The sequence below is a fragment of the Pseudomonas sp. FW507-12TSA genome (assembly GCF_058781435.1).
In genome coordinates, this window is sequence record NZ_JBYSWT010000035.1 from 1 (window position 1) to 14,221 (window position 14,221).

8 protein-coding genes are annotated in these 14,221 nt (G+C 65.2%); 6 read left to right on the forward strand and 2 right to left on the reverse strand.

Going from position 1 to position 14,221, the window contains the following annotated elements:
* Positions 1–20: 20 nt before the first annotated feature.
* From AC3WK8_RS26685 to AC3WK8_RS26700, 4 genes are all read left to right on the forward strand, one after another.
* On the forward strand, positions 21–5,822 hold the full coding sequence (locus AC3WK8_RS26685; RefSeq protein ID WP_492574089.1) for a thioester reductase domain-containing protein: 5,802 nt from the start codon (positions 21–23) through the stop codon (positions 5,820–5,822).
* Between the two features lie 48 nt (positions 5,823–5,870).
* Complete coding sequence (locus AC3WK8_RS26690) at positions 5,871–7,277, forward strand: PfaD family polyunsaturated fatty acid/polyketide biosynthesis protein (protein WP_103326348.1); 1,407 nt, start codon at positions 5,871–5,873, stop codon at positions 7,275–7,277.
* A gap of 348 nt (positions 7,278–7,625) precedes the next feature.
* Complete coding sequence (locus AC3WK8_RS26695; RefSeq protein ID WP_085600152.1) at positions 7,626–9,317, forward strand: SulP family inorganic anion transporter; 1,692 nt, start codon at positions 7,626–7,628, stop codon at positions 9,315–9,317.
* A gap of 197 nt (positions 9,318–9,514) precedes the next feature.
* Positions 9,515–10,669: an ankyrin repeat domain-containing protein gene (locus tag AC3WK8_RS26700; protein WP_085600154.1), complete on the forward strand. Its 1,155-nt coding sequence runs from the start codon at positions 9,515–9,517 to the stop codon at positions 10,667–10,669.
* A gap of 63 nt (positions 10,670–10,732) precedes the next feature.
* Here AC3WK8_RS26700 and AC3WK8_RS26705 read toward each other — a convergent pair whose 3' ends face one another.
* Positions 10,733–11,392, reverse strand: a complete 660-nt coding sequence (locus AC3WK8_RS26705; protein WP_085600156.1) for a hypothetical protein — start codon at positions 11,390–11,392, stop codon at positions 10,733–10,735.
* 164 nt (positions 11,393–11,556) lie between these two features.
* On the opposite strand from AC3WK8_RS26705, the gene idi reads away from it, so the two are divergent.
* Positions 11,557–12,072 carry an isopentenyl-diphosphate Delta-isomerase gene (gene idi / locus AC3WK8_RS26710; protein ID WP_022644453.1) on the forward strand — a complete coding sequence of 172 codons (516 nt, stop codon included), beginning with the start codon at positions 11,557–11,559 and terminating at the stop codon, positions 12,070–12,072.
* A gap of 60 nt (positions 12,073–12,132) precedes the next feature.
* Here idi and AC3WK8_RS26715 read toward each other — a convergent pair whose 3' ends face one another.
* Entirely contained in the window at positions 12,133–12,786 is a 654-nt protein-coding gene (locus tag AC3WK8_RS26715) for a TetR/AcrR family transcriptional regulator (RefSeq protein WP_103326347.1), read from the reverse strand.
* 166 nt (positions 12,787–12,952) lie between these two features.
* On the opposite strand from AC3WK8_RS26715, the gene AC3WK8_RS26720 reads away from it, so the two are divergent.
* Entirely contained in the window at positions 12,953–14,197 is a 1,245-nt protein-coding gene (locus AC3WK8_RS26720; protein WP_103326346.1) for an MFS transporter, read from the forward strand.
* Positions 14,198–14,221: the final 24 nt, after the last annotated feature.

Consider the following 14,221-nt stretch of genomic DNA (forward strand, 5'->3'; position numbering starts at 1 on the left):
ACTGGGGTGGGGTCGGGGTGGTGGCAGCGCCCGACTACCGGGCGCGGATGACCCAGGCTGGAATCGGCTCGATCGAGGCCCCACAGGCCATGGCGTGGTTGGAAAGCTGGCTGAGCAGCCCGCTGGAGCGCCTCGGCCTGGCCAAGCTGGACCTGGCCAGGGTCGCCCGCGCCTGGGGCATCGCCAGCGATGCAGTGGCAGAACTCATGTCCGCAGTGCCTGCGGTGTCGCTACCGGTACCGCCGGTACTTGCCCCGCCGGTCGCTGCGGCCAGTGCCTGGCAAGCGCTGGAGCAACGCCTGAGGCCGCTGCTGTACAGCCTGCTGCAAGAGCACGGATGGTTGGCAAGCGAGCAGGGACTGGCCCCTCGATACCAGCCCTGGCGTGCAGCGGCGCTGCGCCTGGCCGGCCATCCCGAGGTGGATGCCGGCTGGGACCAGCAGTGGTCGCAGTGGCAGGCCTACTGCGAACAGGTACTGGCAGGAGCCGAGCCGCGCGGCCTGGAGACCCAGGTACGCCTGCTCGACCAGATGCTGCGGGCATTGCCGGCGATATTGCGTGGCGAACAGGAGGCGACCCAGGTGCTGTTCCCCGAGGGGCGTCTGGACTGGGTCGAAGCCCTGTATCGGGATCACCCGGTGTCGAACCACTTCAACGCCGTGCTGGGTGAGCGCCTGCAGGCCTATGTCGAGCAGCGCTTGAGGCTCGAGCCCCAGGCGCGCTTGCGGATCCTGGAGGTCGGCGCTGGGACCGGCGGGACCAGTGCCGGGCTCTTGGCGCGCTTGGCACCTTATGCCGGACAGATCGACGAGTACGCCTATACCGATGTGTCGCCGGCCTTCCTTGAGCATGCCCAACAGCACTACGCACCACGGGCAGGCTACCTGCGCACCGGCTTGCTGGATATCGAGCGGGACCCTTCGGGCCAGGGTTTCCAGGCCGGTGGCTACGATGTGGTAGTGGCGGCGAACGTGCTGCATGCGACCCGCGACATCACGCGGACCCTGGGGCAGGTCAAGAGCCTGCTCAAGGGCAACGGACTGCTGCTCTTGAACGAGGCCACCCAGGCACACCTGTTCGGGCACTTGACGTTCGGCCTGTTGCCCGGATGGTGGCTGGCCGAGGATCAAGAGCTGCGTATCCCGGGCACGCCGATGCTGACTCCCGCCAGTTGGCGCTGCGTGCTGCAAACACAAGGATTTCATGGCGTGGACATCCCGTGCGGCACGACCCGGGCCCTGAGCCAGGAGGTCATCCTGGCCATCAGCGACGGCGTTGTGCGCCATGCCGTCACGCCCATCGAGCCGCTTTCCGCCGCACCTGCCGGCCCCCCGACTGAAGCTCCAGGCGACCAGCCGCCTGCGACGCCGTGCGGCCTGGATGCTCAGGAACTGGTGACCCAGGTCGAAGCGGCGATCGCCCAGATGATTTCCGACTACCTGCAGATCGCCCGTGAAGAGCTGGACCGGAATACGCCCTTTGGCGAGTTCGGTTTCGATTCGATCGCTTCGACGGCGTTTACCCGGCTGCTCAATGAGCGTTATGGGCTGGACATGCGGCCCTCGGAGTTTTTCGAGACACCGACGATTGCCGCGCTGGCCAGCTACCTGGCGCAGGAGTACCGCGCCGAACTGCAACCGCTCTTTGCCCCGACCCAGGGGCCCCAAGGGCCCGAGGCGAGCGCGCCGAAGGCTGCCGTATCCAGGGTCGCCCCTATAGCCCAAGGTTCGCGTGGCGAGCCCGGCCCGACCAGGGCGGGCGCCGAGCCGATCGCCGTGATCGGCATGAGCGGGCGTTTCCCTGAGGCCGAGGACATCGACGCGCTGTGGCGCAACCTCGAGGCGGGCCGCGACTGCATCGGTGAGTTGCCCCAGGGGCGGTTTGGCGCCGGGCCAGAGCCCATCTTGCGCCACGCCGCAGTGCTGGAAGACCTGGATGGGTTCGATCCGGCCTTCTTCAATATTTCACGCCGCGAGGCCCAGGGCATGGACCCCCAGCATCGCTTGCTGATGATGCAGGTCTACAAGGTGATCGAGGATGCGGGGTATTCAGTGCAAAGCCTCTCGGGCAGCAATACCGCGCTGCTGGTGGGTACTTGCGCCACGGGTTATGCCCAGCTGCTGGCCCAGTCCGGCGAGGCCGTGACCGCGGCACTGGCAGTGGGCACCGCTGGATCGATGGGCCCCAATCGCATGAGCTACTGGCTGAACTGGCATGGGCCGAGCGAGCCCATCGAAACCGCCTGTTCGAGTTCCCTGGTGGCCGTGCATCGGGCCGTGACTTTGCTGCGTACTGGACAATGCGACCAGGCGGTGGTGGGGGGCGTCAATACCCTGCTTTCAGCAGAGGCCCATGAGAGCTTCATGCATGCCGGGGTGCTGAGCGGGGATGGTCGGTGCCGGGCGTTTTCGGCCCGGGCTGGCGGTTATGTCCGGGGTGAAGGAGTGGCGATGCTGATGCTCAAGCCACTGTCCGCGGCCGAGCGTGACGGCGACCAGATCCATGGCTTGATCCTCGGTAGCGCGCAGAATCACGGCGGCCAGGCCAACTCGCTGACCGCTCCCAATCCGCAGGCCCAGGCCAAGGTGATCGAAACGGCTCTGCGTGAAGCAGGGGTGGACCTGGCTAGCATCGGTTACATCGAGGCCCATGGCACCGGCACCGAGCTTGGCGACCCGATCGAGATCAAGGGCCTGAAGCAGGCGTTCCATACGCTGGCAGGCAAAGATGCGTTGGCCGAGCACAGCGTCGGCCTGGGAACCATCAAGAGCAACATCGGCCACCTGGAACTGGCGGCCGGAGTGGCGGGGCTGGTCAAGGTGCTATTGCAGATGCGCCATGGGTGCCTGGTCCAGAGCCTGCACAGCCAGCCGCTGAACCCGCAGATCGAACTCGCGGGCAGTCCGTTCTATGTGGTGGATGCCAAGCGGCCCTGGCCGGCGCTCGCCGATGGCCGGGGCGGCGTGCTGCCCAGGCGCGCCGGGGTCAGCTCGTTCGGCTTTGGCGGGGTGAATGCCCATGTGGTGCTGGAGGAATATCGGCCGCAGTCACGTCCGGCCCAAACGGCCCAAGCCAAACCGGTGCTGGTGCTGCTCTCGGCCCGGGACGCCACGGGACTCAAGGCGCGGGTCGAGCAACTGCTGGCCTTTCTGGAGCACCGCGAAGCGGACCTGCAATCCCTGGCGTATACCCTGCAGGTAGGGCGCGAGGCAATGAAGGTGCGCCTGGCTTGCGTGGTGGATTGCATCGATGGCCTGCGCAGCCGGCTGCGGGCTTACCTGGGCGAAGAGGGTGGGCAGGGCGAGATCTTCCATGGCGATATCAAGCGCGACCCGGGCCTGCAAATGATCTTCCAGGCGGACGAGGACCTGCAGGAAACCGCCAGCAGGTTGATCGCCCAGGGCAAGCTGGGGCGACTGGCGCAGTGGTGGGTATTGGGCCTGGAGATCGACTGGACGCGCCTGCATGGCCAGCAGCGGCCGCGGCGGATCAGCTTGCCGACCTATCCCTTCGCCCTGGAGCGATGCTGGATGCAAGCATCCTCCAAGCCAGACGCCAGCCAGCCGCACCGCAAGCCTGCGCCGATGGCGTCGCTGCCCGGCAAGCCTCGGGGCCTGCGCCTGCGGGCGACGGAAGAACGCACCGAGCTACGGGCCGTCGCTTCCCAGGGCGGGGCGTCGAGCGGGCCTTCCATGGCGCAGATTGCCGTGGCGCAGGCTCCCAGGAGCACACCCGATATCGACACCGTAGCGGATCTCCCTCAACAGAACGCTGGGCTGGATGAGTTGGAGCAGGCTCTCAAGGAAAGCCTGGCGGCGGCGCTGCGGATTGACGTCAACGAAATCGACCCTGACGAGATGCTCTCTGAACATGGTCTTGACTCGATCATCGCCGTGGAGTGGATTCGTGAACTCAATCGGCTGTATTCGATCTCGATCAATACCAGCCAGGTGTATGAATTCCCGACGATTCGCCAGATGGCCAAGTTGGTGCAACAAGCCAGGGAACGCCCGAGGGCGGTTGCCTTGAATACCGCAGCCGATGGGCACGATTCCGGCCAGTCTTTGGGCGCGACGCAGATGGAGCGCGCGGTGACGATCGCTATCCAGCCGCAGGTCGCCGGGCCGGCCTCGACCTCCTTGCAGGACCAGGTCGACCAGGCGCTGGAGCAGGAACTGACGACAAGCCTTGCCCAGTCCTTGCGTATCGACAGCCAGGAAATAGATCCCGAGGAAATGCTCGCCGAGCATGGACTGGATTCGATCATCGCCGTGGAGTGGATCCGCGAGATAAACCAGCGTTACTCGATCTCGCTCAACACCAGCCAGGTCTACGAACATCCGACCATCAGACAGCTGGCGGCCCTGGTCGGCCAACTACGAAGCACCGAGTCGCCCGTTGTCCCGGGTACGCCGCAGCCGGTGGCAAGCGCGCCCCAGCGAGCAGCGAGGCCGTCTGAGCCATCGCCCGATCCGGCTCCGGTATCGGCTGCGACGGCATCACCCGCGGGCCACCAGCTTGAATCGCCATCGCGGGTATTGGCGAACCAGCTTCGACTGGACACTTTGATCAGCTCGGACATCCTGCGCGCGGCAGCGAAACTTGCGCAATCCACCGATCTACCACCCAGCCAAGTCCTGTTGACCGGGGCCAGTGGGTTTGTCGGGCGCTTCCTTGCCCTGGATCTGGCGCAAGGCTTGGCGCCACGCGCGGGAACCCTGTATTGCCTGGTGCGGGCGACTTCGGATGCGGCGGCGCGGCAGCGCCTGGTCGAGAGCCTGGCGGCATCTGCCGAACTTCAGCAACGCCTGGTCGCACTGGAGCGGTCCGGGCGCCTGGTGGTCCTGGCGGGCGACCTGACCAAGCCGCGCCTGGGCCTGGCGCAACCGACCTGGGACATGCTGGTGCACAAGGTCGAGGCCATCGTGCACAACGGTGCCCTGGTCAATCACATGCTGGCCTACAACCAGTTGCACGGGACCAATGTCCACGGCACTGCCGAGGTGATACGCCTGGCGCTTTCAGGACAGAAGAAGGCCATCAACTTCATCTCGAGCATCGCCGTGGGCAGTGCGGTGCACCGGAACGAGCCGATCCACGAGAGTGAGAAGGCCCTGGACCTGTATGACCACTGCCTTGGAGCAGGGCGCTACGCCGCCGGTTATGCGGCCAGCAAGTGGGCCGGGGAGGTACTCTTGCAGGAGGCATGGGAGAAGTGGGCGATACCGGTCAAGGTGTTCCGTTGCGGCATGCTGTTGCCCCACAGTACCCAGCCTGGGTTCGTCAATTTCGCCGATATCTTCTCGCGCTTTCTGGTCAGCCTGGTGCAAACCGCTATTGCTCCGCCGTCTTTCCATCTAGACAGTTCCCGCTCCATGACCCCGATATTTCGCGGGTTGCCGGTGGATGCGGCCGCACGTTCGATTGCCCAGATCAGCCTGGGCGTGGAAGCCGGGTACTCCATCTACCACGTCCAGAGCAACGGGCCCGATGCCCCCAGCCTGGACTTGCTGGTGGAGTGGATACGGGAGCTGGGTTATCCGCTCGAGAAGCTGGGAAGCTCCGAAGCCTGGAGCCAGGAGTTCGTGGCCCGCCTGCAAGCGCTGGACGCCCGGCCAAGATCCTACAGCCTTTATTCATCGGTCTATCAACTGGACGAGTTACAGGAGGTATTGAACCAGCCCGAGTTCGACAGCCACAGGTTTGCCGAACGCACCCGCTCACACATCGACGGTCCGGTGGCCCAGGACTGGCTGGCGCCGATCGATCGGAAGTTCATTTCGGGCTACCTGACGGAACTGGCCAATGCCGGGTTGATCTAGGAACTGACTTTGATCGAGGACATGGATATGGGAAGTGCTCCTGACCCAATGACACGGATGGTTCAGACCACGGCAAGCGAATGGCGCCAGGGCGGGCAGGACCTGGGCAGTGCGCTGTTCCGCCGGCGCTACGGCTTGAAGTACGCCTATGTCGCCGGAGCCATGTATCGCGGCACCGCGTCACCGCAACTGGTGATTCGCCTGGGCCGGGCCGGCCTGCTCGGCTACCTGGGGACCGGTGGCTTGAGCCTGGCGCAGATCGAACAGGCGATCGGCACGCTGCAAGCCGCGCTGCCGGCGGGCGAGCCCTACGGGCTGAACCTTCTGGCGGAGTACGACGATCCTCGTCATGAGCGAGCGACGGTGGAGATGTACCTGGCCCGCGGCATTCGCAATATCGAGGCGGCGGCCTTCATCGAGATCACATTGCCGCTGGTGCTGTTCCGGCTGCGCGGACTTGCGCGCGACGCCGACGGCACGCTGGTGTGCAGGCACCGGGTGCTGGCCAAGGTCTCGCGGCTCGAGGTGGCCGAAGCCTTCATGAGCCCGGCGCCGGAGCCGCTGGTGGAGGCGCTGCGCAGGGCCGGGGATATCACCCAGGAGCAGGCCGAACTGGCTCGGCAGGTACCCATGAGCCATGACATCTGCGTCGAAGCCGATTCCGGCGGGCATACCGATGGCGGTATCCCGACCATCGTGCTGCCGGCAATGTTGCAGTTGCGCGACGCATTGCAAGCCCGGGCGGGGTATGCCGACCCCATCTGCCTCGGCCTGGCTGGGGGCATCGGCACTCCCGCAGCCGCGGCGGCGGCCTTCGCGATGGGGGCCGACTTCATCCTGACCGGGTCGATCAACCAGTGTACGGTCGAGTCGGGCGCCACGGACCTGGTCAAGACCATGCTGCAGGACGTGAGCATCCACGACATGGCCTATGCCCCGGCAGGGGACCTGTTCGAACGGGGGAGCAGGGTGCAGGTACTCAAGCGAGGGGTGTTGTTTCCCATGCGGGCCAACCGCCTGTATGCGCTCTACTGTCATTACGAGAGCCTCGAGGCGATACCGCAGAACATTCGCGGCGTGCTGGAGCGGCTGTTCTTCAAGCGCACGCTGGAGCAGGTCTGGCAAGAGTGCGAGCACTATCTGCTGGCCCAGGGCCGCGAAGCAGACCTGGCCCTGGCCCGAAGCAACCCCAAGGTGCGCATGGCCCGGGTGTTTCGCTGGTACTTCGCCTACTCGACCAAGCTGGCTTTCAGCGGCGAAAGCGTGGACCAGGCCAACTACCAGGTACAGACCGGCCCGGCGCTCGGCGCCTTCAACCAGTGGGTCAAGGGCACGCCCCTGGAATCCTGGCAGCGGCGGCATGTGGACGAGATCGCCACGAGCTTGATGGAGGCCACGGCGCAGCACTTGCAGGCGCTGCTGATGCTATCCAGCCCTCAGGAAGCCATCCGATGAGCTGAGCGGGACATACCGGCAAAGGCTGTCCGCCACCCATGTCATCTCGCTGTAGCGCAGGAGCCGGCTGGCTCCTGCCAACGGTTTCAGCCGCCGGCCCCGGATCCGAGGCCGGCGCCATCGATCCAGTCATTCGCTCACTGCGCGCCTGTCGCCCGGGCGCTGGCGACGCTGGTCGAGCGCAGGCGAGCACCGGCCAACATTCGACGATCAACATAAAAGCTGCTCCAGCTCATGGCGCTCGAGTGCGCGATTGGCTTCAATAGCGGGCTGCGTCGCCTTGCCGGCTGCATGGCTTGCAAGGGCATGGATGAATAACAAGAACGGAACACTTCGAAAGGACCCTGCATGTTGCTCTCCCGCTATCTGTCCGGCCTGTCCAACTTGCTGCACTACCGCCGTGAATGGTTGCGCGCCGACCTGCGGGCCGGTTTGTCGGTGGCGGCGATCCAGATTCCCATCGCCATCGCCTATGCCCAGATCGTCGGGCTGCCTGCGCAGTACGGGCTCTATGCCTGCGTGCTGCCGATGATCGTCTATGCCCTGGTCGGCAGCTCGCGGCAGTTGATGGTCGGCCCCGATGCCGCCACCTGCGCCATGCTCGGCGGGGCGGTGGCGCCCCTGGCCATGGGCGACCTGCAGCGCACCGTCGAGTTGTCGATGATCGTCACCGTGCTGGTGGGGCTGATGCTGATCGCTGCGGGGATCGCCCGTGCCGGGTTCATCGCCAGCTTCTTCTCGCGGCCGATCCTCATCGGCTACCTGAACGGCATCGGCCTGAGCCTGATCGCCGGGCAAATGGGCAAGGTGGTGGGCTTCAAGATCGAAGGCGAAGGCTTCATCCTCGGGCTGATGGATTTTCTCCAGCGCCTGGGCGAGATCCACTGGCTGACCCTGGCCATCGGCTTGGCCAGCCTGGGCCTGCTGATCGGCTTGCCGCGACGCTATCCACGGGTGCCGGCGGCGCTGGTGACGGTGGCGGTGTTCACCTTGCTGGCCGGGGTCTTCGGTCTCGACCAGTTCGGCGTGGCGGTCTTGGGCCATGTGCCTGCCGGCATCCCCGAGCTGTCCTGGCCCAGCACCACCCTGGAGGAGAGCAAGAGCCTGCTGCGCGACGCCCTGGGTATCGCCACGGTGAGTTTCTGCAGCGCCATGCTCACCGCCCGCAGCTTTGCCGCACGCCATGGCTATGCGATCAATGCCAACCATGAGTTCATCGCCCTGGGCATGAGCAACCTGGCGGCGGGGGCCTCCCAGGGCTTCGCCATCAGCGGCGCGGATTCGCGCACCGCGGTCAACGACATGGTTGGAGGCAAGAGCCAGTTGGTGGGCATCATCGCCGCCGTGGCGATCGCCCTGATCTTGCTGTTCTTCACCGCGCCCATGGCCTGGATCCCGCAGCCGGCCCTGGGCGCGGTCCTGCTGATGGCCGGTTGGGGCCTGATCGATGTGAAATCCCTCGGGCAGATCCACAAGCTCAGCCGCTTCGAGTTCTGGCTGTGCCTGCTGACTACGGTGAGCGTGCTGGGCCTTGGGGTATTGCCGGGGATCATGTTCGCCGTGACCCTGGCCATCCTGCGCCTGCTGTACAGCATCTACCAGCCCACCGACGCGGTGCTGGGCTGGATGCCAGGCATCGAAGGCCAGGTCGATATCAGCAAGTACCCGCAGGCCCGGACTGTGCCCGGGCTGGTGGTGTATCGCTTTGACGACGCGATCCTGTTCTTCAACGCCGACTACTTCAAGATGCGCCTGCTGGAGAACATCGGGCGCGACGGCAAGCCCGAGGTGGTGTTGTTCGATGCCGAGGCGGTCACCAATATCGATGTCAGCGGCATCGCGGTGCTGCGGGAAATCCGCGACACCCTGGCCGCCCAGGGCATTCACTTCGCCATCGCCCGTGCCCGCGGCACCTTCCTGAAGATGCTGGAGCGCTCGGGGATGAGTGCGGAGATGGACGAGCAGCTGCTGTTCGGCTCGGTACGTGCGGGGATCAGGAGCTACCGGATCTGGCGCAACAGCATGCGCGGCAAGCAGTGAGGCGGGGCGGGCGACCCTGGTCATAAGCCCTTCGGCACCAGCCCTGCACTCATTCGCTGCGACTGCGGTCGTGACACTCCGGCCTTCATGGGCGGTTGCATCGCAATCATGAGTGAGCAGTCCCTCTGGGTTACCGAAGTGGTTGACGAGCGCGGCGGTTAACGACTCAATGCGCCCCCGGAGCGTATCGACAGAACATGGACCTGCACCTGATGACCGAGTGGCAACGACTGTACGAAGAACACGAGAGCCAGCTGGATCGCCTCTACGAGGATGTCCTGGAGGGCAGGCTGGAGCGATTGCGGGCCTTTGCCCAACAGTATCCGCAGTTGCTGGAGCTGCCACGCTATGGCTCCGCCGGGGATATCGGCCTGCTGCATATGGCCGCCAGCGAAGGCCAGGCCGAGGTTTGCCAACTACTGCTCGAGCTGGGCCTGGAGGTGGATCGGCCGGTGGAGGTCTGCGGCCAGGAAACGGCGCTGGGGCTGGCGGCCAGCGAAGGGAGCCTGCCGACCTGCACTGTGTTGCTCGACGCCGGCGCCAGTGCCAATGGCCTGCCATTGAGCATCTGCCCGCCACTTTACGCGGCCGCGCTGGCTGGCCATGACCAGGTGGTCGCACTGCTTCTGGCGCGGGGCGCCGCGGTCAACCAGTTGCATCGGCGCTTCAACAACACCGCCCTGGATGCCGCGCGCACCTGGGGCCACCCGGCGGTTGCAGGGCTGCTGCAAGCCAATGGCGCACAGAGCATCCTGGATATCGATGTCCAGGACGTCGATGGGCCAGGGCAGGCGATCGCGACCTTCGTCCACAACAGCGCCGGCTGGGTGCTGCCGGCGCTGTTCGGTCCGCCCAGCGCGGACCCTCGGTTTTCGCTGCATATCAGCCTGCTCACCAAGGGTCGCTACAAGCTGTTGTTCACCATTGGCCTGTACCGCACCACTCCCATGACCGAGCTGTTCGTCTGCCTACCCGAGGACTGGGCGCTTCCCCAGCATGGTCTGGCGCAGCAGCCAGCCTGGTGCTTCCCGGTGCAGCTACTGGCTCGCCTGGCGCGCCAGAGCCTGGAACACCAGGCCTTAGGCGAGGGGATGCTGGTGCTGCGTGATGATCCCGGCTACGCAGACCTGGCGTGGCCCGATTCGGTGGATGCGATGCTGGTTGTAGACAAGCCCTGGGACCCGGCATCCGCGGCCGAGGAGATTGCCGACGATGACGGGGTGGAGCTGTTGTTGCTGGTCCCGGTGAAGTTCACTGCCAAGGGCAGGCCCACCGGCGAGGCCCTGGATGCCCTGGTCGCCCGTAAGCGCAAGGCGAGCTGGAAGGTCCTGGCGCTCAAGTCCCCGGCCTGATACCCGGCGGCCCCGCCGGCCCATGGGCGCCGACGGGGACAGTAATGGGTCAAGCAGAGGGCGTTACTGGGTGATGGTCAGGCTGCCGGTGGCCTGGACCGAGCCATACCGAATGCGCGAATAGACCGGGTCGCTGTAGCTGAAGTCCATGACGGTGCCCATGGAGCCAAGGTGTATGGCCTGGCAGCTGAAGTTCACTGCCACTTGCCCGCCATAGGGCGTGACGCCAATGGCGACCTGGGTCGGCCCGGTCCATTGGATACTGCAGCCCAGCGTGCTGCCTCCGGCGCTGGTGTTATAGCCTCGGCAATTCAAGCTGGCGTTGCCGTTGCTGGTGCTGGGCAAGCCAGCCCACTTGGCGATGGCCAGGTTGGCCGAGCAGGAGGTGTTGATGCTGTTGGCCCCCGGAGCAAGCTTGTAGACCCCGGAAGGCGGCGCGAGGGTGGCGGTGACAGGAGTCAGCGGCAGTGGCGAGAACGTTGCGGCGGCCTGGTTTTCAACCACCGTCGTCCTCGACGGAGCAAGCTTGCACACCACTACGGCGCCGACGTCGTCGGACTTCTTCAGTTCACCCAGGGCGGTAATGTCAGAGCCGCCCCTGGACTCGCAGAAGAGTTTTCGCAGCTGGGCTTTTTCTTCGATATCGGCCGTGGATGAGGCCTGGGCCAGGGGGGCGAGTGCCAGGCCGATGACTCCTGCCAGCAACAGGCGTGAAAGATTCATGATCGATTCCTTATCGATGTTAAGACCGGGCGAAGGGTATGCCCGGCCTGTCGCCGATTTAATGACAAAAGCTCGGGTGCGAGCCTGGACTAAGCTGGATCGCAGTTGCGCTGGCGCCTTGAGCCCATCGCTGAAAACCCACCCCACAATGCGAGGAAGGCTACATGCCGCACATCGAGGTAATCCTGGTGGATGACAACGACAGGGAGGTGGGCTTCATGGAGAAGCTGGCCGCCCACAAGGTCGGGGCGCGCCACCGGGCGGTATCGGTCTATGTGTTCAACAGCCGCAATGAACTGCTGCTGCAAAGGCGCGCAGCGCGCAAATATCATTGCGGCGGTCTATGGAGCAACACCTGTTGCGGGCACCCGCTTCCAGGCGAGAGCACCGATCATGCGGCGCAAAGACGCCTGGAAGAGGAGATGGGCTTGACCTGCCCGGTGACCAAGCGCTTCGAGCTCGGTTACTTTCTCCATTTGCCGGGAGGCTTGATCGAGCACGAATACGGGCACCTGTACTTTGCCCGTTGCGATGTTGAGCCCGTCTTGAATCCCGACGAAGCGGACGCCTGTGCATATCGCTCCCTCGAGGACATTCGCCAGGATATCCAGGCACATCCGGACGACTACACGCCCTGGTTCAAGTTCACCTTCCCCGAGGTCATGAACCTCGAGATCTAGTGCCCGCTACTGCTGGCGCAGCGCTTTGTGCGGGCATGGGCACGCCCGCAGATGCCCGCTTCAGCGACAGGGTTGCGCGGTCGTGGCGCGGATCCCGGCCGTGATGAAGGAGATCAGGTAGTTGGTCTTCACCTCGATATCCATGGCCTTGACCTCGCCAGCGGAGATCCGCTCGATGCGCTCGTCGAACACGCTCATGACCAGGGCGCCGACAGCGAAGTGATAGGCCCAATGCGCCGCGGCCGCCGTGATGTCGGGCAGGGCCCGGCGGATAGCGGCGATGAACTCGGCGGCGAACGGGTCGAACAGCGCCTCGACGATGCCCCGGCCTGCCTCCTTGGGGTCGGAAGACTCGCGCGCCACCAACTTGGCATAGGCGACTCCCGCCTCGTCATGCTGGATGCTCATCACGGGGGTCACGAAGGCCCGGACGATGTGCTCCAACGGATCTTCTGCGTCCGCCAGAGGCTGGCGCAACAAGGCTTGCCGGGCTTCGAGCACGGACTTGCGCCGCTCGAAAAGCTCGCGATACAGGTTGAGCTTGGTCTTGAAGTGGTACACCACCAGGGGCAAGCCCACGTTGGCCGCCGCCGCGATATCGCGCATCGAAACACCGTCATAGCCACCCTCGGCGAACAGGCGCTCGGCGGCATCGAGAATCGACTCACGCTTGCTTACCACGGCCATCTCTTGCTTCTGGGGTACCTGGGTCATCGACATCCTCAAGACTTGCTGGGCAGGCGCTGATTGTGCCTGCCCGACCCGGCCCACGCCACCGCATCGACTTGGCTAGACCGACTAACTGTACGTGTGTATAGTTTTGCGCAAAACAACAAAACCACCGCTCCGCTCGAGCATGGTGGTACCTCCAGGAGTCAGCATGACGACCCAACCCGACAGCTTGAAATGGCGTGTCCTCATCGGTTCCTTCCTCAGCTACACCTTCGATGCCCTGGACATCCTGGTGCTGATCATCGCCTTGCCGACCATCCAGGAAAGCCTGCACATCAGTGCCAGCCAGGCCGGGCTGATGGTGACCGCCACCTTGCTCGGGGTCGGCGTCAGCAGCCTGGTGATGGGCACCCTGGCCGATACCCTGGGCCGCAAGAAAGCCCTGCTGGCATCGCTGGTGGCATTCGGCGGGCTGACCATGGCCATCGCCGCGGCGAGTGACTGGAAGCAGATCCTGGTCCTGCGCTTTTTCGCCGGACTTGGGCTGGGTGGGGTCTGGGGAGTCGTCGCGGCCCACGTACATGAGACGTGGCCGGCCCGGCAGCGGGGCCGGGCGACCGCCTTCGTGCTCAGTGCGTTTTCCGCAGGTTCCGGCCTGGCCGCGCTGCTGGCTGCCGGCCTGCTGCAGGCCTATGGCTGGCGCACGCTGTTTTTCCTCAGCGGTGCGCTGGTGCTGGTGCCGGTGCTGTATGTCGCATTGCGGGTTCCGGAGTCCGCCGCCTGGCTTGCCAGGCGCCACCGCCAACCGGAACGGGCGGACGCCCGGCCGACGCTGGCCATCGCGCAGCTGTTCGGCCCGGGCCTGGCCCGCCGGACGCTCCTGGGCAGCGCAGCCTCGGCCCTGGCGCTGACGGCCTATTGGGGGACGATGACCTGGATCCCGACCTTCCTGGTCAAGCATCACGGGCTTTCATCCACCACCATGGCGAACCTGATCGCGGTGATGAACGTTGGCGCGTTCATCGGCTACAACCTGTTCGGCTGGCTCGCCGACCGCCTGGGCAAGCGGCGCATGGTCATCGTCTCCCTGGTGGGGTCGGGGCTCATGCTCCCGGTCTACATCTGGGTGGCAGACAGCACCCTGTTGCTGGTGCTGGGCCCGGTGTACGCCTTCTTCCTGTCGTTTGTCGGGCTGTTCGGCTCGTACTTCGCCCAGTTGTACCCCACCCATCTGCGGGCGTCCGGCGCCGGTTTCTGCTTCAACACCGGACGCGGCCTGTCGGCGTTCTCGCCGATCCTCCTGGGATCGCTGGCGAGCAGCATGGGGCTGAGCCTGAGCCTCGGTTTTTGCGGCGTGCTGTTCCTGCTCGCCGCCGTGGCAGTCTGCTGGCTACCCGCCCAAGTGCAGGGGGTCGGCGATCCTGAGCCATTGCCGGTGGCTGACAGGGTTTGATTGGCATGCAATTACCTGAATGAG

What these genes read in the sequence shown, in the direction of transcription:
- AC3WK8_RS26690 (WP_103326348.1), top strand. Translation starts at nt 5,871, where the DNA reads ATGACACGGATGGTTCAGACCACGGCAAGCGAATGGCGCCAGGGCGGG.
- AC3WK8_RS26695 (WP_085600152.1), top strand. Translation starts at nt 7,626, where the DNA reads ATGTTGCTCTCCCGCTATCTGTCCGGCCTGTCCAACTTGCTGCACTAC.
- AC3WK8_RS26700 (WP_085600154.1), top strand. Translation starts at nt 9,515, where the DNA reads ATGGACCTGCACCTGATGACCGAGTGGCAACGACTGTACGAAGAACAC.
- AC3WK8_RS26705 (WP_085600156.1), bottom strand. Translation starts at nt 11,392, where the DNA reads ATGAATCTTTCACGCCTGTTGCTGGCAGGAGTCATCGGCCTGGCACTC.
- idi (WP_022644453.1), top strand. Translation starts at nt 11,557, where the DNA reads ATGCCGCACATCGAGGTAATCCTGGTGGATGACAACGACAGGGAGGTG.
- AC3WK8_RS26715 (WP_103326347.1), bottom strand. Translation starts at nt 12,786, where the DNA reads ATGACCCAGGTACCCCAGAAGCAAGAGATGGCCGTGGTAAGCAAGCGT.
- AC3WK8_RS26720 (WP_103326346.1), top strand. Translation starts at nt 12,953, where the DNA reads ATGACGACCCAACCCGACAGCTTGAAATGGCGTGTCCTCATCGGTTCC.